The sequence below is a fragment of the Chitinophaga rhizosphaerae genome, from assembly GCF_003958645.1.
In the GTDB taxonomy this organism is placed as follows: Bacteria; Bacteroidota; Bacteroidia; order Chitinophagales; family Chitinophagaceae; genus Chitinophaga; species Chitinophaga rhizosphaerae.
The window spans coordinates 584,625-604,006 of the sequence record NZ_RXLO01000001.1 but is presented as its reverse complement, the minus strand read 5'-3'; the positions used below and the strand labels follow the sequence as shown (position 1 = coordinate 604,006).

Genomic DNA, 19,382 nt, shown 5'->3' with positions numbered 1-19,382 from the left:
ATAATATTGTGTTAAAATTATATCAGCTACCTGTTTTCAGGGATAATTTTTGCACGTTCGTGGCGTTTTATCCAGCGTCGCCGGCTGTTATTTTCTATTTGTCGAGTGTAGGGACCTGCATTGGGGAATGAAAATTGGCCGGAAGAAATTTTTATATGTAGCCATTCTCCCGTTATATCATGAAGAAATCCGCTTTTGCATTCTTTCCCCTGCTACTCGCAGCATACCATGCTTTTGGCCAGCAAGACGCAAAATTCTCGCCTCGCCAGCTCCGCGACGATCTCGCGTTCGTCAAGCAACAGATGTATAACGTGCACGCATATCCTTACACGGAAATCGGCAAGCCGGCATATGAACAGCTTTTTACGGAGATCGGTAACGGCCTGACGGATTCCCTCACGGCCACGGCTTTCATGAAGAAAATAAAACCGCTTTTCGCCAGGCTGTGCGACGAGCACGCCCAGGTATTTTTGCCGGACACCCTGCTGGAAACTCCCTACCGGACCGGCGGCGCGTTTCTTCCCATCTCCCTGGTTTTCGATGGGGAAAATTACCGGATCGACAAGGTGCTGGGTGAAGGAAGCTCCCTTCAGCCGGGAGACGCCATCACGCAAATCGACTTCGTTGACATAGATAAACTGGTGGAACGGTCCGCCGGCTATTCATCCGGATATCCCGAACAACGGTTGGAAAAAGCCCTCAAACAATTCGGCTACCTCTACACCTGGACGCTCCCCGATGCCCGCCCGCATTTTAAAGTAACGACCCGGAACGGAAAAACGGTCCGCCTGACCGGGGTTTCCGCAAATACATGGAAAGCGGAGCTCGACCGGCAATCCGGATGGAACGTTCAATGCAAAGATTATGTGTATTATGAAAAAATCGGCGACGCCGGATATATCAATGCCTGTTCCTTCAACGTTCCGCACCAGGACCTCGACGCCGTCCGGCGCCGGATCGACTCGATTTTCGAACGCGTGAACGCCGATGCGCCGAAATATCTTTTCATCGATGTGAGCAAAAACAGCGGCGGGCAATCGGTCGTAGGCAATATGCTCATCGACGGTTTCAGCTCCAAACCTTACCGCGGGTACAGTGTCGATTTCAGGCGGAGCGAATCGTACATCAAACTCCTGAAATCCTGGGGCATGGAAGCGCCCGACTATTACAAAACCGCCAACGAAGGCGATCTGATCCATATCAGCGGAGACACCGTCCGCCCCGAAGAAAGACCGGGGCGCTTTGCCGGCAAGGTGTTCATCGTGGTGGGCAACGGTACTTTCAGCAGCGCCATGATGTTCGCGACGATCATTAAAGACAACCACCTGGCCGCCATCGCGGGAGAAACGCCCACGCTCGGGCATCCCAACAAATTCGGGGAAATGTACAATACGCAACTGCCAAACACCAAAGTGAGATTGCTTTTCGGCGTGAAACGGTGGTTGCGGCCCAGCGGAGATACTCGAAACAACCAGCTGATACCCGATTTGCCGGTACCATTGTCGGACGATAAGGCGCAGCTCATCAAACGCATACTCGACAAACATAAAACCGGAACAACGGCGGCTGCGCCGCAGCGATGAGCGTTAAAATTGCAACATGGTTATTATAATAAAAAAACACCGGTTGGCAAATTGACTTATTTTTGTTCCAGTGAGAATTATCGCCCTCATATTGAGCATTGTGATCCTGGCATTCAGCACTACTACCTGCAGCGACGAGCCGACGGTGCGGGTGACCGATGCCAGCGGTTATACGCTGGCGGATGCGGGAACGGAGCATCACGAACATGTGGACTTCTGTTCGCCCCTCTGCGCCTGCGGTTGCTGTGCGGCGTCCGTAATTCTGCCGGTCGGGTATCTCATCCCCGTTCAATCCGGCCATTCCGCTTTTAACTACTCCGAAATGCCCACCGGCATCATTACCGATGTGTCTCCGGCCGTGTGGCAACCTCCCCAGGCTTAATCTTATCTAACCAACAAGTTTGTATTTGCCGTCACCGGCAATATGTGATCGCGTATCCGCCAAATTTCGAAGTGAGAACTTCGTTTTGGCGATAGCTGCGCATGACGCTGGTGCCCGTTTTCGCAAGGACGTGCTTCGATCTTCGATCGCACGCCGCGTACCCCGATTTATTCATCGATTTATTGACTATGCTCAACAGAATTATCCATTTCAGTATAAAGAACAAGCTGATGATCGGCCTGTTCACGCTGGCGCTGGTGGCCTGGGGCACCTGGAGCGCGATGCGCCTGCCGGTGGATGCCGTGCCGGACATCACCAACAACCAGGTGCAGATCCTCACCCAAACGCCTACCCTCGCCGCCCAGGAAACCGAACAACTGGTGACCTATCCAATCGAACAGTGCCTGGCCAACCTCCCCGATCTCGTGGAGATGCGCTCCATTTCGCGGTTCGGGCTTTCCGTGGTGACAGTCGTATTCGACGATGAAGTCGATATTTATTTCGCGCGGCAGCTGATCGGCGAAAGATTGAAGGAGGCGGAGGAAAATATCCCCAAAGGCATCGGTTCCCCGGAACTGGCGCCGGTGAGCACGGGATTGGGGGAAGTGTATCAATACATCCTGCACCCCAAAAAAGGGTCGGAAGACAAATATTCCGCCATGGACCTGCGCACGATGCAGGACTGGATCGTGGCCCGCCAGCTCTACGGCACCAAAGGCGTCGCGGAAGTGAACAGCTTCGGCGGGATGCTCAAGCAATATGAAGTGTCCGTGAACCCGGCGCAGCTCAAGGGCATGAACGTCACCATCGCAGAGATCTTCAATGCGCTGGCCAAAAACAACGAAAATACCGGCGGCGCCTATATCGATAAGAAACCCAGCGCCTATTTCATCCGCGGCATCGGGCTGGTAGGCAATATGGAAGACATCCGCAACATCGTCGTGAAAACCGTCAACGGCATTCCCGTGCTGGTGCGCGACGTGGCGGAAGTGAAGCTCGGCAGCGCCATCCGCTACGGCTCCGTGACATACAATGGAGAGAAGGAAGTGGTCGGCGGCATCGTCATGATGCTGAAAGGCGCCAACAGCGCCGATGTGGTGAACCGTGTAAAGGAGAAGCTCGTCACCATCCAGAAATCATTGCCGGACGATGTGGTGGTGGAGGCTTTCCTCGACCGGACAGACCTGGTAGACCGCGCCATCAGTACGGTGAAGACCAACCTCATCGAAGGGGCGCTCATCGTGATATTCGTATTGGTGCTGTTCCTGGGGAATTTCAGGGCGGGCCTTATCGTAGCGTCTGCCATCCCGCTGGCGATGTTGTTCGCCCTGGGCATGATGCGGCTTTTCGGGGTGAGCGCCAACCTAATGAGCCTCGGCGCGATCGATTTCGGATTGATCGTGGACGGGGCGGTGATCATCGTGGAAGCGACCCTCCATCACCTCGGCCTCCGGAAAACCACGCACCGCCTCACCCAGGCGGAAATGGACGAGGAAGTATTCGTGTCGGCCTCCAAAATCAGGAACAGTGCCGCTTTCGGAGAAATCATCATCATGATCGTTTACATCCCCATCCTCACGCTGGTGGGCATCGAGGGCAAGATGTTCAAACCCATGGCGCAAACCGTGGCCTTCGCCATCCTCGGCGCGCTCATCCTTTCCCTGACGTACATCCCCATGATGAGCGCGCTCATCCTTCCCAAACAATTATCCCGCAAAAAGAATTTCTCCGACGGGATGATGGATTTCTTCCACCGGCTGTACAGGCCTGTCCTCGATTGGGCGATCCGGTTCAAAGTAGCCGTGGTAGCGGTAACTGTAGCGGTTTTTATATTGACCGTCATGCTTTTCAACCGGATGGGCGGCGAGTTTATCCCGCAGCTGGAAGAGGGCGATTTCGCCTTCCATTGCATCCTGCCGCAGGGAACATCGCTGTCGCAAAGTATTGAAACCTCCATGCAGGCGAGCCGGATCGTCCGCCAGTTCCCGGAAGTGAAAATGGTGGTAGGCAAAACCGGCAGCGCCGAAGTACCTACCGATCCCATGCCCCCCGAAGCCACAGACGTGATGATCCTCCTCAAACCCAAGTCGGAATGGACGACGGCCAAAACCTACGAAGGCCTCGCGGAAGCGATGCTTGAAAAGCTGGAAGCGATCCCCGGCGTGTTCTTCGAATACAACCAACCTATCCAGATGCGGTTCAACGAGCTGATGACGGGCGTTCGGCAAGACGTGGCCGTGAAAATCTTCGGCGAAAACATCGATACCCTCGCCGCCCTGGCACCGAGGGTAGCGGCTGTGGTGCAATCGGTCCGCGGCGCCACAGCGCCCCAGGTCGAGAAAACCACCGGATTGCCGCAAATTACCGTTCTGTACGACCGCGCCAGGATCGCGGCTTACGGGATGAACATCGCCGATATCAACCAGACCGTCCGCACCGCGTTTGCCGGTCAAACAGCGGGCGTGGTTTTCGAGAACGAACGGAAGTTCGACCTCGTGGTGCGGCTAGACAGTGCCAGCCGCTCCTCTATCGACGATGTGCGCGATCTCTTCGTGCCCCTTCCCAACAACAACCAGGTGCCGCTTTCGCAGCTGGCAGACATTTCGTTCCGCGAAGGCCCGGCGCAGATCAGCCGGGAGGAAGGCCGCCGGCGGATCGTGGTGGGCTTCAACGTGCGCGACCGCGATGTGCAGAGCGTTGTGGAGGAAATCCAGCAGCAACTGACCGCTGCAAACATCCTGCCCGAAGGTTATTATTATACTTACGGAGGTACGTTCGAAAACCTGCAGGAAGCGTCCGGCCGGTTGATGATCGCCGTTCCGATCGCATTGGCAATGATATTTATGTTGTTATATTTTACGTTCCGTTCCGTGAAAGAATCGGTGCTGATTTTCGCGGCCATCCCCATGAGCGCCATCGGCGGCGTATTTGCGTTGCTGCTGCGCGGGATGCCGTTCAGTATATCCGCCGGTGTAGGGTTCATTGCGCTGTTCGGCGTGGCGGTGCTGAACGGGATCGTGCTGATCAGTACGTTCAACCAGCTGGAAAAAGATGGCATTGCCGATGTGGTGAAACGGGTGATCGAGGGAACGAAGATCCGATTGCGGCCGGTGCTGATGACCGCCATGGTGGCCTCGTTCGGGTTTTTACCGATGGCATTGTCGAGCGGTGCGGGCGCGGAAGTGCAGCGGCCTTTGGCGACGGTGGTGATCGGCGGCCTCGCTTCCGCCACCTTCCTCACGCTGGTCGTGTTGCCTTTATTGTACATCCTGTTTTCCGGCGGCTGGAAGCGGAAGTTCCCTCCTGCCGTAGTATCCATTTTTGTGCTGGGGCTGTTGACGGTCCCGCGGGGCGCGTCTGCACAGGATCCCGGCAAACGGATGGGGATCGGTGAAGTGATGGGAATGGCGCAGCAGAACCGGCAATTCGGCATCAACGCCGCACAGCTCAATAAAGCCAACGTGCAGGTCAAATCTGCCGGTATGCTGCCCAAAACGGGCGTTTTCGCGGAAAATGAAGACCTCCGGCCCACAGACCATACCGGTATCCTGAAAGTCGGCATCACCCAGGCCATCGCCTGGCCGGGGCTTTACAAGGCGCAGAAGCAGCTGTATACCGAACAGGCGCGGTACTTCCAGGCCAACGGCGCATTGCTGGACATTGCCGTGAAGCGCGACATCCGGCAGGTGTATTATCAACTCTGGTACCTCAATGATAAGGAAAACCTCTTCCGGCAGCTCGATAGTCTTTACAAATCCATGTCCGATGCCGCCGTACTCCGCGTAAGAACAGGCGAAAACCCGGGGCTGGACAGTATTTCCGCGCAGGCGAAGCTCCGGGAGCTGCAGGCGCAACTGGCGCAGGTGAAAGACGATATCACGATACAGCAGCAATCGCTCCGGCAGATTCTGAATACCGGAGCGTCTATCCTTCCCGTGGCGCAACCGCTGGAAAAAATGGCGTTTAATTTCGTGGTGCCGGGACCGGATAGCCTGCATCCTACGCTGGCGCTGCAACAGCAGAACGTGAACATCGCCTCGGCCGGTGTGGCGGTGGCGAAAAATGAGAACCGGCCAGAGTTTTCCGGCAGGTTTTTCAGTCAAAGGTTATATGGTGTGAACGATCCGTTCAGCGGTTTTTCGGTAACGGCTTCGGTGCCGCTGTTCGGCATGGGCGCATATCGCAACAAAGTGCGCGCAGCCCGCGCAGAAGCCGATGTTCAGCAGAAACAGCTGGAGTACGACCGGCAGGTGTTTTCGACGCAGCAGGCGCAAATGATGAAAGAGGTCGAGAAAAACGGGCGCATGCTGGCATTTTACGAAACTTCCGGGCTGAAGCAGGCCGATCAGATCATCAGCGCCGCTGCCCTCGCCTACCGTTCGGGTGAAATCAGCTTCGCGGAACTGTCGCAGTTCATGACGCAGGCCATCACCATCCGCCAAAACTACCTGGACGTGCTCAATAACTATAACCAGGCCGTTATCCAGTACAACTACTTTAATAATTTGTAAAAATTCAAGCTTGTATACAATGAGCAGCAATATCATTATCTCCATGCTTTGCGCCGGCGCCCTGTGGCTCGCCGCCTGTTCCCCTTCCGGTAAAAAGGACGCGGAAAAGGAAGCGCAGCCGGGTGAACCCGAAGAACACGCACATGAAAATCCCAATACCGTTTCGTTTACGGCGGAACAGGTCAGATCTATCGGGCTGACCACCGGATCGCTCGAAACCAAGCAGCTCACGGCTTCCCTGAAAACGAACGGTGTGCTGCGGGTGCCGAACCAGAACAAAGCGATCGTCAATTCCCTATACAGCGGCGTCATCCGCTCACTGCTCGTGCAGCCGGGAAATACGGTGAAAAAGGGACAGGTCATCGCCACGATCGGTAACCCTGCTTTCGCCCAATCCCAAAGCGAATACCTGACGGTGCAGACGCGGATCAAACTGGCGGAACAGGAATTGAACCGGCAACGCGAACTAACGGCGGGTAACGCCGGCGCGCTGAAGAACCTCCAGGCGGCCGAAGCGGAGCTAAAAACCCTGCAAACCCAGCAGTCGAACCTGGGCCAGCAGCTCCGGATGATGGGCATCGGACCGGCGTCTATTTCCAACGGGAAACTGGTGTCGGAACTGGCGGTACGCAGTCCGATCAGCGGCGTGGTGAGCAGCGTGGGCGTGCAGATGGGTAGTTATGTGGACCTGACTTCGCCCATCGCCGATATCGTCGACAACACTCAGCTGCACCTCGATCTGTTCGTGTATGAGAAAGACCTGTCGAAACTCCGCAACGGCCAGGTGATCCATTTCACGCTGACGAACAACCCCGGGAAGGAATACGATGCGGAGATCTTTTCGCTCGGCTCCACCTTCGAAGGCGAAGCGAAAGCAGTATCCGTTCACGCGAAAGTGAAAGGCGATAAAACCGGATTGATAGACGGGATGAGCATTACCGCCATCATCAGCCTCGAAAAAGCCAGTGTGCCCGCGGTGCCGACGGAAGCGATCGTGAATTATCAGGGCCGGGATTTCGTTTTTGTCGTGACAGACGCGCACACGGAAGAAGAACATCACGACGAAAAAGTCAACGGGCATACGCACGACGAAGGCGAAGCGCACGATCATAAGGAGGGAAAGCCTGCCGTATCCGTGGATGGCGTTACGTTCGAGAAGATACCTGTTGTGAAAGGCACAACAGACATCGGTTATACGGAAATTACGCTGCTGAAGGAGATACCCGCCAATGCGAGGATCGTCGTAAAAGGTGCGTTTTTCGTACTGGCGAAAATGACGAATGCCGGCGAGGCGCACGCGCACTAACCTGATCGCAAATCATTGAACCGACTATGGAACCGGTTCCATCACCAAGTCGTTTACCGGCATTGTGCTACCGAAGGCGCAACTGGATCAACAATTGGGGCTGGACGACGAAATCCGGGAATACCTCCCCGGCCAATGGCCCAACCTGGCCTTCTTTACGCTGCACCAGGGGGCGTGAATGCTGCAAAGCTGACCGCGTCATTTATTTTGATGACCGGTTTTTTCGTGTAACCGTTGCCTGTACGGTATTTTCTGGAAATCAATAACTTCTGGTTATCCGGGATTGCAATTAATCATTTCCTTTCCATGCAATTGCAATTCATATTTGCAATACGGAAATCAGGAAATAAGGAAACTGACCATTCGACACGGCGCCGTTTGTTGACTATTCTTTCAGTAACCAGCCTGCAATTGTATGCAACAAAAACGCAACCATGATGATGAAGCATTCCTGGCTGCCGGGCTCGATCATACTGATCACTTCGATCGTTGCCGGCAGTGAATACGCAAAAAGCCACAGTAAACAGTTAGCGATCAACCGTGAAATTGCCGCCTACAAAGCTTCCCTGCCCACAGACACCGTCTGGCGGGGATGGAATAAATACCAGATCCCCCGCGGCACAGCGGCCGGAGAACTGATCTGGTACGGCGCGCAGCTCATCGAAAACACATCGAAGTACCTGGGCCCCAACGGCACGGTACGCCGTATCACCAACGGCATGAATTGTCAAAATTGCCACCTCGCAGGCGGTACCATTCCCTTCGGCAACAACTTCGGGAAAGTGGCCGCCACTTACCCCCAGTTCCGGGCGCGCAACAACGGCGTGCAATCTATCTACGACCGTATCAACGATTGCCTGGAACGCAGCCTCAACGGTTCGCCGATGGATAGCACCACCCGCGAAATGCAGGCCATCAACGCCTATATCCGCTGGTTGGGCGAGGATATCCCGAAAGGCACCGTGCGCGGCGGCACCCGCCTGGCGAAGCTCCCCTATCTGAAACGTCCTGCCTCCCCGGCCGCCGGGCAACTCGTTTACAGCGCCAACTGTCAACGCTGCCATGGTGCAAATGGAGAGGGACAACGCAATGCCGATGCGTCCGGCTACACCTATCCGCCCGTTTGGGGGCCGCACAGCTTCAACGACGGCGCCGGACTTCACCGGCTGGGCAACATGGCGGGTTTCGTACGGAACAACATGCCCCACGGCATCGATTACCACCAGCCGCTGTTGACCGTGGAAGAAGCGTGGGACGTGGCCGCGTTCATCAACAGCCAGCCCCGTCCGCACAAAGATCAGCGGGCGGATTGGCACGACATTGAAAAAAAGCCCGTAGATTACCCGTTTGGCCCGTATGTGGATTCCTTTACGGAGGAGCAGCATAAGTACGGTCCGTTCGGCCCGATCGAGATCGCGCGGGAAGTTTGGAAAGCAAATCATCACACATCAAAATGAGAATTATGAAACAATTGGCAATGCTCTTCCTGGGTTTCGGCCTGTGTATGGGAACAGCGACGGCGCAGCAGGAAAATTCATCCGTTTTGCAGAAGAACGCGGCGTACACGGGCGCGAAAGCGAACGGAAAGAAGTATCGCGTCATTTATCAGCTCGACAGTAACGACCCGAAGATCATCGAAAAAACGATCCGCAACGTCAACAACGCCATGACAGACCCTCGCCTGGCCGGCAAACTGGAAGTGGAGCTGGTGGCCTTCAGCGGCGGAACGGACGCCTACCTGCTGTCCGGCAAATACCAGGAACAGATCAAGGCGCTGGCGGAGAAAGGCGTCATCGTTGCCCAGTGCAGCAATACCCTCCGCGAGCGTAAAATCGACCGCAACCTGTTATTCGATTTCATCGCCCTCGTTCCCAGCGGCAACGGCGAACTGATCATCCGCCAGGCGGAAGGCTGGTCCGTCATCAAACCATAAAAGAAAAAATCATGCAAAAATTCATACGAAAAATAACGGCGGCCGTACTGATGACGGCCGCCGCAGGCCACGCCTTTGCCCAGGAATACCGGTTCGACCCGCCCTGGAATACGCCCCCGGAGAGTAAAGTCATGTTTACGGTACCCGGCGTCGACAATGTGCCCGATTTGTTCGGAGACATCAACGATCCCCAGCTCGTCATCTTTTTCGCAGGGAACCAGTTTATGGTGATAGACGATCTGCTGGCGGCTTTCAAAAAAGCGCATCCGCAATACCAGCGGATTTTCGCCGAAACCCTCCCGCCCGGGATCCTCGCCAAACAGATCGAAGGCGGATCGATCACGATCGGGAATATGCGCATCACGCTGCAACCCGACGTTTACACTGCCGGCAAAACCCGCATCGATCAGATGGCAGATAAATTTTCGGACACGGTTACCTACGCTTACAACAAACTCGCCATCATGGTGGCCAAAGGCAATCCCAAAGCGATCCGCGGATGGAAAGACCTCGCCCGGAAAGATGTGCGCGTGAGCATGCCCAACCCCGCCTGGGAAGGTATCGGCCGGCGGATCGAGGAAGCGTACGTGAAAGCGGGCGGTACAACGCTGAAGGATCAGATCATGCAATATAAAGTGGCAGACAGTTCTACCTACCTGACGCAGATCCACCACCGCCAGACGCCCATGCGCATGCTGTACGGCACCAGCGATGCAGGACCGGTCTGGTATTCCGAAGCGCACTACCAGCGCATGATCGGTCATCCGGTGGAAATGGTCACCGTGCCCGATTCGGAAAATATAAAAGCCACATATATGGCCGGCCGGCTGAAAAACGCGCCCCATCAACAGGCGGCAACGGATTTCATGCGGTTCCTCACCAGCGAAACCGCCCGGGGAATTTACCGGAAGTACGGTTTTACGACGGGAGGATAATGTTTTCCAACGACAAAGGGAGCCGCGTTGGCTCCCTTTGTCGTTGTATGGACCTGTGCTCAGATTATTTTGTCAGTGAAGCGGAAGCTTCGTCCAGCAAGGCTTTCGCTGCGTTGAGGTCTTCGTTCCAGCGGGTGTTTTTAATGTCGCTCAGTTTGGCGATCGCGGTCTGCAGGGCTTTCAGGCGTGCGGTGTCGTTTTTTTCTTCGAGCTTTTTCTTCACGATCTGGATTTTCTCATAATCCTGGATGCCTTCGATCATGCGTTCGTAGCGGATGGAACTGCGGGCCTGCGGATACACGATGTAGGTGTCGCCAGCGGGCCAAGTCCGGAACCGGGATTCCACCAGCGGGTTTTCCACCCAGGAGTTGAATGCCCAGCGCAAAACGCCGTCGTACCCCGCTGCTTCGGCATACCAGCCCATGTAAGCGGATTCTGCGGGTGCGGAGAAGGTGAACTGGTTGGGAAAGCGGTTGCCACAGTAAACGTAAAACGTCGTGTTCAGGCCTTTGGCGCGGCGCTCCGCGAGGTCTTTCGGATCGATGGGGTGCTGCACGGCCGTGCTCACGTTATCGCTGTTGGTGTAGCGTTTGTAGGTTTGCTGGTTGTCGGCATAGGCAACGCCCAGTTCAGGGGCCACTTTGGCGATGAGGTCGAAGGCGGCGCCCATTTCTTCCTTGTTCCGCTCATCCAGCGCGATGTTCGTGATCTCCAGCCATCCTTTTTCTTTCAGGTGTTTGGCGAAATCTTTCAGGAACGGTTCCCACATCACCCGGAAAGTTTCGGTGCCGGGTTTGGCGATCACATCGATGAACCTGCCGGTTTTGGCGTCTTTGTAATGGATTTCGTTGTTCCAGGGAACGATCGAGTAGCAGTCGATCATCTGGCGAACGCCGAGGTCCATCATGAAGGAAATCCACCGGTCGAACACGCGGTAGTCGTAAGACCAGGCGCCGTTCGCTTCTTTCGTCCAGATGATCATGTCTGCATATGGATCGAGGGTTTGCACGTGCCAGGGGTCTTTGTTCAGCGTGGCGGTGATCACTTTCTGCCCGGCGTCGGCGAGCATTTTCATCTGCGGTTTCATGGCTTCGAAGTGTGCATCGCTCCACAGGGGCAGGTTATTGATACGGGCCACGGCGGAGGGGTGTTGCCATTGGTCGAGATGGAATTTCCAGGCGGAGGCCGGCGGCAGTACGAGGTCGATCACATCCAGGGAAATGCTCAGTTCCTGTTTTTTTCCTTTGTCGGACGTGATGGAGACTTTGGAGGAATAGGTGCCTTTGTCTGCGTCCGCTGGCACGTTTATCGTGATCCAGACCGGGCGGGTTTTGTTTTTTTCGAGGCTGAAGGCAGACAGATCGTCCAGCATATCGGGCGAAAGCGAAGCCGGGAAGTCGCCGTTCTTGCGGTAGCCGCAACCCGGGCCGTATTCGTCGGTCATCACGTACCTTTCGAACCGCGCATATCCGATGGGCCCGAGTTTCTGGCCGTTCCTGTCGATGAAATCGCCCACCTGTACTTTTACATTGGAGATGGAATCGCCCGTCCATAGTACGATCTGCGCGGAAATACGCTCGCCTTTCCAGCCTTTCAGTTTGATGGCGCGGGTGGTTTTGACCGCGGGCACTTCCGATTTGGCATAGCGCTTGTCGAGCGAGGCGAAAGAGCTGTGCAGTCCGGATTTTACGGAATGCCAGGCTGCATCGTTGACCTTGACGGGGTCCGGAGCTTCGATAAATGTTTGTCCCCTATCCCACTGCTGCTGGCTGTAACCTGCTGTGGCGACCGCTGTGAGGGCGCCGAAGCAAATGAAACGGTACATCTGTCGTCTTGCGTTCATTAGATTAAATTGGTAAGTAATTGGATGAAGTTTCGTTTAAAGCTAGTAAAACTTGCTTTTTATTGCAATTCATTTCGATTGACGGCAAGATTTTGCCGATGGGGACATCGACAGCGGATTTGCCGGTATCGGAACCGCAGGTGCGTTGGGTCGTATCCTCCTTTATAATCACCAGTAGGGCCGTGTAGGCGCGGATAAACGAAAGGCGCCGCCGGATGGCCTGCATAAAACGATGTAGGTCTTCATCGAAATAAGCCAGTGCTTTCACATGCGTGATGCCCCGCCACAATTTGAAGGTGAACGTGAATTGCTGGGGAACTTCTTCCACCCAACGTTTCACCGTGCCCGCCAGGGGAATGGTGTAAAACGGACGGTTGATTTCGATACCGTTGAAGAGGGAGCCGTAATAAGGCTGGTTTGTAGGAAATGCAGCAAAAAAGGTTCCGGCATGATCTGAATTCAAGGAATCAACGCCTCCAGCCCGGGCCTGTTCATCAACCCCAGGTAGACCGTCCTGTCGATCGTTTCCATGGCCCCGCCGCTGCTTCTGCGGAATTGCCGGCCGTTGAGGAAGGGGAATATCATGGCCAGCGTATCGTCCGGCATCCCGCGGATCGCTTCCTGCACCACGGTATCGATTGTAGTGCCGGGCCGTTCGTTTTGCAGGAAAGCCCAGGCATGGTGGTCTTCCACCATGAATATATCCCGCAACAGGCGGCTCACGTGCATCCGCTGGTCTGCCCGCAACAGGAGCCCTGTAAATGTATTCGTGGCATCCATAATGAAGGTGTGTGTGGATTCCTGCTCATATTGCCCCCGATCATTGAAACCGGTCAGCCGGCTCAGTGTAAACGTGCCGGCCGTGGCGTAAATGCTGGAGCGGAGCTGCGGGTCGTCGGCCGTCATGATCTGGTCGTTCTGCGGCTCGAAGAAAACGTAGGAGTGAATATCGGCGGGGTTATCGGCGATCTGTACGGCGTTGAAGGCATGTCCCGGAACAGTGGCGATGAAGATGGGAATGTGGAACTTCTGCGGCACGGTGCCCACGTCTATCCGCGCGAGCGACGACATCCGCGCCGTCGTTGCATCGTCCATCCGGGCGGCCGATGTGTACCGGGCGTACATCTGCGTGGCAAAGCCCTGGCAAACGTTCTCGAAAGTCTGCAGCGCTGTGGCCGTTGCATCGCAGCTCCCGCCAGAACTGGCGCCCCCGGTCCGGTACGGACGGCAGTTCGTCTGGTCGAAATGAAGGATGAAACGGAGGAAATTGATCTTCGTGGAAGGACTGTTCAACTCGGGCCAGATGGGCCGGCTGTCTTGCCAGGCCTGCACGGTCGCGGAATAGTTGGGGGAAGTCCAGGCGTCGTGGTTCAGCACGTATACGGGGTCGCTCAAATGATAAACGATCTCTGCGGTGGAAAGCCCGTCTTCGTCCGTTAACCCGTGCGAGCGGCGGTATTCTTCCGCAATACCTTCATGCATGGTGCCGGTATCTTCCGGAACGCGTTGCAGCAATTGGGCTTGTGGCGCAACAGGCGCGGCGGGCGCGAAAAAGGATGTGCCTGCAGCGGGGAAAAACGGTGCGGGCGTTTTGGGTTGAACCTGCGGTGTAGCGGTGGAGGGGTTGTTTTTCATGTCATGAACGATGGATGGAAAGAAATACCGGGGCTTGATCCTGCCTGTTTGGAAATGGGGCTTGCTATCGGGGCTGCAACGCACAAAGATTACGAAATTTCGGGCAAGCGGCCAAATCGGCTGCGGCGATACGGCAGATTTCCTACATTTGATAATCACCTCACTAACCCTCGAACTATGGAACAGGTTGAAAAAGAAATCACCGGCATGATCGGCCAGAGCAACGAACAGGTAAGGAAGCTCCACGATATCGTGCAGAAAACGATGGAAGAAGAAGAACTGATCGTCAATAACCTGCTGCATCCGCCGAAGGAAACCCTCTCCCGCGGGCAACGGATTTCCGACAAGGTAGCCCGCTTCGGCGGCAGTTGGGCGTTCATCTCCTCCTTTGCGGTGATTTTGGTGGTTTGGGTGCTCTTTAACGTGCTCAGCCCGCTGTCCGACCGGTTCGATCCCTACCCTTTCATCCTCATGAACCTCGTGCTGTCGTGCATCGCGGCGCTGCAGGCGCCCATCATCATGATGAGCCAGAACCGTCAGGAGGAGAAAGACCGCATGCGGAATGAGAACGATTACCTGGTGAACCTGAAAGCCGAACTGGAAATCCGCAGCCTGCACCAGAAGCTCGACATCCTCCTGGAAGAACAGGTGCAGGAGCTTTACAAGTCGCAGGAAGCGCAACTCGTGCTGCTGAAAGAATTAATGACGAAAGTAGAAAAGCTGGAAGCGAAATCGCGCTAGCAGTCCGGGTTTGAAGTGATCATGTCGCAAAGGATCTGCATGTCGGCCGAAGTCACCCAGCCCGGAGGTTCCTGGAACCCGCATTCCCAGGCGGCCGCGTTTTTCCTTAAAGAAGCAACGTAAAAATTATCGATCAGCAGGAACCAAAGCCCGCCCGTCCCGGAAACTTCCTTGAGTTCCACGGTTTTGATCTCATGTCCGAAAGTAGCTGAAAAACGAATGACCGTCATGGGCCAAAAGTGCTGAAAACACTGGGGTTTTCAGCTGGCCTTCAGCCCATCACGGTCCATATTTTCTCCACAGATGTTTAGAACGTCGGCGGCGTGGGGTCCAGGTTGGAATCCAGGAAATCCGTCACCATGGGGATCAGCCAGCCGGTCCGCTGCATCATCCCGATATGCGTGGTGCCGGGCAGGATCGCGAGGCGAGATTGGGGCAGGCCGTACATGTCGCCCATCTTGCCGCCGCCTTTGGCTTTGAACAGCTCGATCGCATGTTCGTAACGGATCCCGTCTGCATCGCCGATCACGAAAAACAGCGGGGCTTTAATGTTTTTCACGTCTTTACTCCAGTCGTAGGAAGTCAGATCGGGGCTCATCACTTTATCGACGTACGCCGGGAATTTGGCGGGATCGTTGCCGTTAGCGAGGTATTGCTGCTCGATGGGGCTGCCTTTGAAAATATCCGCGTTCATGGTCGCGAAGCTCGCTTCTACATCGGGCCACCAGCCGTCGTGCGCATAAGAGCCAGACAAAACGATGAGCCGGCGCACCTGTTCCGGGTGACGCACGGCCAGCTGGAAAGCTACGCCGCCGCCCATGCTGTATCCGAGCACGTCCGCGCTATCGATTTTCAGGTGTTTGAGCAGCCCGGAAACATCGTCTGCCATGTTTTCGTAGTTAAATGCCCGGTCTGTGTCTTTCGTGCGGCCGTGCCCCTGCATTTCCGCGGCGATCACTTTCCGGCCTTTCAGCATGGGGATCATCTGCGACCAGTTGAGCGGGATGGTCATAAAGGAGCCGTGGAGCAGCACGATGGGCTTCCCTTCGCCATATACTTCGTAATAGAGTTTGATCCCGTTGACGTCCGCAAAACCACTGTCTGAGGGTTTGAGCGGCTGTTGATCGGTGGCGGGACCTTTGGATACGCCGGCCGGGTTTTCTTTAGTGGCCTGTTGGCAGGAAACGGCCGCTACCGTGAGGATGAGGACGATGCGGGCCAGGATGTGCTTGTTCATATAGTTTCGTTTAAATGATGCAACAAAACTCGTGAACTATCTCCTATTGGTTACTGTGCAGATGCGACAATTACCGGGGTTGAAAACGACAGCTTTATTTGAAGTCCCTCGACCCTGGGAACACCTTCCCTTTCGGCCGTTCTTCCCCGCCGCCGTCGTATACACGTTTGCCGGATTTCGATAATCCCGCCAGCATTTTGCTAATGTCATGCGCCGCGCTTACCACGATGTGCATCACTTTTTGCTCCCGCTGCACTTTCCCTTCGATCAGCAATAAATCCGCCTGCAAAATTGCATGCCTGAACTTTTCGAAAACGGTTTCATAAACGATGAGGTTGCAGCTTCCCGATTCATCTTCGAGTGTAATGAACGTGACGTTTTTGGCAGTGGGCGGGCGCTGGCGTACCAGCACCAGGCCCGCCAGCTTAACGAAGGCGCCCTGGCCCAGGGCGCCGAGCGCGGCGGAGGTGACGGCGCCCAGCATCTCCAGCCGCGGGCGTAAAAAGTTCAGCGGATGGGCTTTGAGGGAAAGCGAGGTGGTGGCGTAATCCTGCACCACGTGCTGGGCGTCGGTCATCAGCGGCAGCGACAGTTGCGATTCCGGTTTCGTTTCTACGGCCTGACCGGCGAACATGCCCGTTGGCCGGTCTGTCAACGCCGCGGCTTCCCACAGCGCCCGCCTCCGGTCGATGCCGACAGACCGGAACGCGTCGGCTTCGGCGAGCTTTTCGATCATGGCCTGGCTTACGCCTGCGTCCCGTAGTTGTGAAACGCGCTGATAGCCGGTTTTGCGGTGCGCTACCATTACTTCCATCTCCGCCTGCTGCACGCCTTTCACCTGCCGGAGGCCCAGGCGCATGGCATGGTATTTTCCGTTGGAGGGCTCAAGGGTATTGTCCCATTCGGAGATATTCACGTCAACAGGCAGCACCTCTACCCCATGCCGTTTCGCATCGGCGACGATCTGGGCGGGCGCGTAAAAACCCATGGGCTGGGCGTTGAGCAAAGCACAGGCGAACACATCCGGGTAATGGCATTTGATCCAGGCTGAAATGTAAACCAGCAGCGCGAAAGATGCGGCATGGCTTTCCGGGAACCCATAGCTCCCGAACCCTTTCAACTGCTCGAAGATATTTTGCGCAAATTCGCGGTCGTACCCGCGGGAAGTCATCCCTTCCACCAATTTCTTTTCAAACTTGAATAACGTTCCGTTCACCTTGAAACTGGCCATACTGCGGCGCAACAGGTCTGCCTCCTCTGCCGTGAACCCCGCCGCCACGATGGCGATTTTCATGGCCTGTTCCTGGAAGAGCGGGATGCCGAGAGTACGCCCCAAAATCTGCTCCAGCTCCGGCGACGGATAGCTGACCGGCTCCAGGCCCATGCGCCTCCGCAGATACGGATGTACCATGTTGCCCTGGATGGGCCCGGGCCGTACGATCGCTACTTCCACCACGAGGTCGTAGAATGTTTTAGGCGCCAGCCGGGGGAGCATCGACATCTGCGCACGGCTTTCGATCTGGAAAACCCCGATCGTATCCGCCGCACTGATCATTTTGTATACCGCCGGATCGTCTTGCGGAACAGTGGCCAGCGTGAGGTCCTGTCCATAATGTGCTTTCAGCAGCTGGAACGATTTACGGATGCAGGTCAGCATCCCCAGCGCCAGCACATCCACCTTCACGAAACCCAGCTCATCGATATCGTCTTTGTTCCATTCGATGTTGCTGCGGTTTTCCATGCGCGCCGGGAAAACGGGACAGAGGTCAGACAGCCTGCCGTCCGTGATCACGAACCCGCCGACGTGCTGGCCCAATTGCCGCGGAAAACCGACATACTGCCGGGTAATGGCGAGCACTTTCTGCAGATGCGGGTCTTTGGCGTTGAGGCCCAGTTCCTTCATCGCCACTTCACCGGCATGTTCGTCATCTTCTTCATGGACGAGGCCGCCGAGCTTGCCGGTCGTTTCCGTGGAAAGTCCCATCGCCTTGCCCACATCGAGAATGGCGCCTTTGGTGCGTTGTTGGGTAACGGTAGCGATGATGGCGGCCCTGTGCCGGCCGTATTTGTTGTAGAGGTATTGGATCACTTCTTCCCGCCGCTCGTGCTCGATGTCGAGATCGATATCGGGCGGTTCGCGGCGGGCGGCGGATGCGAAGCGTTCGAACAGCAGGGAGAATTTGGTAGGGTCGACGGACGTAATGCCCGTTACGAAACAAACGGTGGAATTGGCCGCCGATCCCCGCCCCTGACAAAGGATTTCATTCGCTTTGCAATACCGGACCACATCGTACACGGTGAGGAAAAACGGTGCATATTCCATTTTTTCGATGAAATCCAGCTCCTTCCGGATGTCGGTCTGGATTTGTTGGGGGATGATTTGTCCATACCGTTCATGCGCGCCCTCCCAGGCCAGCACTTCCAGTTCCGCTTGCGGGGAACGCCCTTCCCGCGTGATTTCCCGGGGATATACGTAAGTGAGCTGGTCGAGTGAAAAGCGCGCCGCCTCCGCGATCTCCTGCGTCCGCGCAATGGCGTCGGGGTATTGGCGGAACAGGCGCTCCATCTCATGCGAAGCCTTCAGATGCCGCTCCGCGTTGGGATGCAGCAGGTAGCCCGCCGTAGCGATGGTACATTTGTTACGGATACAGGTCAGCACGTCCTGCAACTGGCGCCTTTCGGCAATATGGTAATGTACGTCGTTCGTAGCCACCATAGGCGCTTTGAAGCGTTCCGCCAATTGCTGGATGCGGAAAATCCGCTTGCGGTCGTTTCCCATATAACCATGGCTGGCCGCAATGTAGAGCTGATCGCCGAGGAGATCGTGGTAATCGCCCATTTGCTGTTCGAAAACGGGATCGAAGGTGTAGGAGCGGTTGAGGGTGGCCGGGGGAATAACGATGAAACGGCTTCCCTTCGCATATTTTGTCAGGTCCGACCGCGAAATATCACATCTCCCCTTTTCTGCGCGCATGTTCCCGGTAGACAGCAGCGTTGAAATATTGCCGTAGGCTGCTGCGTCCGTCGGAAATGCCAGCAGGCTGGGCCCGTCCGTCAGGTTGAGCCTGCAGCCCACGATGAGCCGGATGCCGAAAGCCTTCGCAGCCGTATGCGCCCGCACGATGCCGGCCATGGTATTGTGGTCGGTAATAGCGAGCGCGCCATACTTCAGGATCGCCGATTCTTCCACCAGTTCATCGGGGTGGCTGGCCCCCTGCAGGAAGGAGAAGTTGCTGGTGACTTGTAATTCCGTATATGCCATACCGTTATTTTTTC

At 55.8% G+C, this 19,382-nt stretch carries 14 protein-coding genes; 8 read left to right on the top strand and 6 right to left on the bottom strand.

What is annotated here, in order from left to right; genetic code table 11:
* Positions 1–179 precede the first annotated feature (179 nt).
* The 7 genes from EJ361_RS02345 (at position 180) to EJ361_RS02310 (ending at position 10,650) form a co-directional block, all read left to right on the top strand.
* The gene (locus tag EJ361_RS02345) at positions 180–1,583 is read left to right on the top strand and encodes a S41 family peptidase (RefSeq protein ID WP_126243731.1); all 1,404 of its coding nucleotides are present in this window, start codon (positions 180–182) and stop codon (positions 1,581–1,583) included.
* 70 nt (positions 1,584–1,653) lie between these two features.
* On the top strand, positions 1,654–1,965 hold the full coding sequence (locus tag EJ361_RS02340; RefSeq protein ID WP_126243730.1) for a DUF6660 family protein: 312 nt from the start codon (positions 1,654–1,656) through the stop codon (positions 1,963–1,965).
* A 188-nt stretch (positions 1,966–2,153) separates the two neighbouring features.
* Positions 2,154–6,476 carry a CusA/CzcA family heavy metal efflux RND transporter gene (locus EJ361_RS02335; protein WP_126243729.1) on the top strand — a complete coding sequence of 1,441 codons (4,323 nt, stop codon included), beginning with the start codon at positions 2,154–2,156 and terminating at the stop codon, positions 6,474–6,476.
* Positions 6,477–6,495: 19 nt separating this feature from the next.
* Positions 6,496–7,782, top strand: coding sequence for an efflux RND transporter periplasmic adaptor subunit (locus EJ361_RS02330; RefSeq protein WP_240646525.1), 1,287 nt, complete (start codon positions 6,496–6,498; stop codon positions 7,780–7,782).
* A 434-nt stretch (positions 7,783–8,216) separates the two neighbouring features.
* Complete coding sequence (locus EJ361_RS02320; RefSeq protein ID WP_240646524.1) at positions 8,217–9,239, top strand: c-type cytochrome; 1,023 nt, start codon at positions 8,217–8,219, stop codon at positions 9,237–9,239.
* Positions 9,240–9,244: 5 nt separating this feature from the next.
* The gene (locus EJ361_RS02315) at positions 9,245–9,715 is read left to right on the top strand and encodes a DsrE family protein (RefSeq protein WP_126243727.1); all 471 of its coding nucleotides are present in this window, start codon (positions 9,245–9,247) and stop codon (positions 9,713–9,715) included.
* Between the two features lie 11 nt (positions 9,716–9,726).
* On the top strand, positions 9,727–10,650 hold the full coding sequence (locus EJ361_RS02310; RefSeq protein ID WP_240646523.1) for a molybdate ABC transporter substrate-binding protein: 924 nt from the start codon (positions 9,727–9,729) through the stop codon (positions 10,648–10,650).
* A 64-nt stretch (positions 10,651–10,714) separates the two neighbouring features.
* On the opposite strand, the gene EJ361_RS02305 is transcribed toward EJ361_RS02310, so the two are convergent.
* The 3 genes from EJ361_RS02305 to EJ361_RS02295 are packed head-to-tail and all read right to left on the bottom strand — an operon-like array spanning position 10,715 to position 14,128.
* Positions 10,715–12,493, bottom strand: coding sequence for a DUF4091 domain-containing protein (locus EJ361_RS02305; RefSeq protein WP_205686905.1), 1,779 nt, complete (start codon positions 12,491–12,493; stop codon positions 10,715–10,717).
* Positions 12,494–12,497: 4 nt separating this feature from the next.
* Complete coding sequence (locus EJ361_RS02300; RefSeq protein ID WP_126243726.1) at positions 12,498–12,956, bottom strand: DUF72 domain-containing protein; 459 nt, start codon at positions 12,954–12,956, stop codon at positions 12,498–12,500.
* Positions 12,953–14,128 (bottom strand): hypothetical protein, encoded by a 1,176-nt coding sequence (locus EJ361_RS02295; RefSeq protein WP_126243725.1) that lies wholly within the window; start codon positions 14,126–14,128, stop codon positions 12,953–12,955. The genes EJ361_RS02300 and EJ361_RS02295 overlap by 4 nt, the downstream gene beginning before the upstream one ends.
* A gap of 177 nt (positions 14,129–14,305) precedes the next feature.
* Between EJ361_RS02295 and EJ361_RS02290 the strand changes: the two genes are divergently transcribed.
* Entirely contained in the window at positions 14,306–14,869 is a 564-nt protein-coding gene (locus EJ361_RS02290) for a DUF1003 domain-containing protein (RefSeq protein WP_126243724.1), read from the top strand.
* Here EJ361_RS02290 and EJ361_RS02285 read toward each other — a convergent pair.
* The 3 genes from EJ361_RS02285 to EJ361_RS02275 all read right to left on the bottom strand — a co-directional run bounded on the left by EJ361_RS02285 (position 14,866) and on the right by EJ361_RS02275 (position 19,368).
* On the bottom strand, positions 14,866–15,099 hold the full coding sequence (locus EJ361_RS02285; protein ID WP_126243723.1) for a hypothetical protein: 234 nt from the start codon (positions 15,097–15,099) through the stop codon (positions 14,866–14,868). The genes EJ361_RS02290 and EJ361_RS02285 overlap by 4 nt on opposite strands.
* A 77-nt stretch (positions 15,100–15,176) precedes the next feature.
* Positions 15,177–16,106 carry an alpha/beta fold hydrolase gene (locus EJ361_RS02280; RefSeq protein WP_126243722.1) on the bottom strand — a complete coding sequence of 310 codons (930 nt, stop codon included), beginning with the start codon at positions 16,104–16,106 and terminating at the stop codon, positions 15,177–15,179.
* Positions 16,107–16,200: 94 nt separating this feature from the next.
* Positions 16,201–19,368, bottom strand: a complete 3,168-nt coding sequence (locus tag EJ361_RS02275) for an error-prone DNA polymerase (protein WP_126243721.1) — start codon at positions 19,366–19,368, stop codon at positions 16,201–16,203.
* Between the last annotated feature and the right edge of the window lie 14 nt (positions 19,369–19,382).

Excerpts from the sequence above, each read along its gene's own strand:
- EJ361_RS02345 (WP_126243731.1), top strand. The coding sequence starts at position 180 with ATGAAGAAATCCGCTTTTGCATTCTTTCCCCTGCTACTCGCAGCATAC.
- EJ361_RS02335 (WP_126243729.1), top strand. The coding sequence starts at position 2,154 with ATGCTCAACAGAATTATCCATTTCAGTATAAAGAACAAGCTGATGATC.
- EJ361_RS02330 (WP_240646525.1), top strand. The coding sequence starts at position 6,496 with ATGAGCAGCAATATCATTATCTCCATGCTTTGCGCCGGCGCCCTGTGG.
- EJ361_RS02320 (WP_240646524.1), top strand. The coding sequence starts at position 8,217 with ATGATGATGAAGCATTCCTGGCTGCCGGGCTCGATCATACTGATCACT.
- EJ361_RS02315 (WP_126243727.1), top strand. The coding sequence starts at position 9,245 with ATGAAACAATTGGCAATGCTCTTCCTGGGTTTCGGCCTGTGTATGGGA.
- EJ361_RS02310 (WP_240646523.1), top strand. The coding sequence starts at position 9,727 with ATGCAAAAATTCATACGAAAAATAACGGCGGCCGTACTGATGACGGCC.
- EJ361_RS02305 (WP_205686905.1), bottom strand. The coding sequence starts at position 12,493 with ATGAACGCAAGACGACAGATGTACCGTTTCATTTGCTTCGGCGCCCTC.
- EJ361_RS02295 (WP_126243725.1), bottom strand. The coding sequence starts at position 14,128 with ATGAAAAACAACCCCTCCACCGCTACACCGCAGGTTCAACCCAAAACG.
- EJ361_RS02290 (WP_126243724.1), top strand. The coding sequence starts at position 14,306 with ATGGAACAGGTTGAAAAAGAAATCACCGGCATGATCGGCCAGAGCAAC.
- EJ361_RS02285 (WP_126243723.1), bottom strand. The coding sequence starts at position 15,099 with ATGACGGTCATTCGTTTTTCAGCTACTTTCGGACATGAGATCAAAACC.
- EJ361_RS02280 (WP_126243722.1), bottom strand. The coding sequence starts at position 16,106 with ATGAACAAGCACATCCTGGCCCGCATCGTCCTCATCCTCACGGTAGCG.
- EJ361_RS02275 (WP_126243721.1), bottom strand. The coding sequence starts at position 19,368 with ATGGCATATACGGAATTACAAGTCACCAGCAACTTCTCCTTCCTGCAG.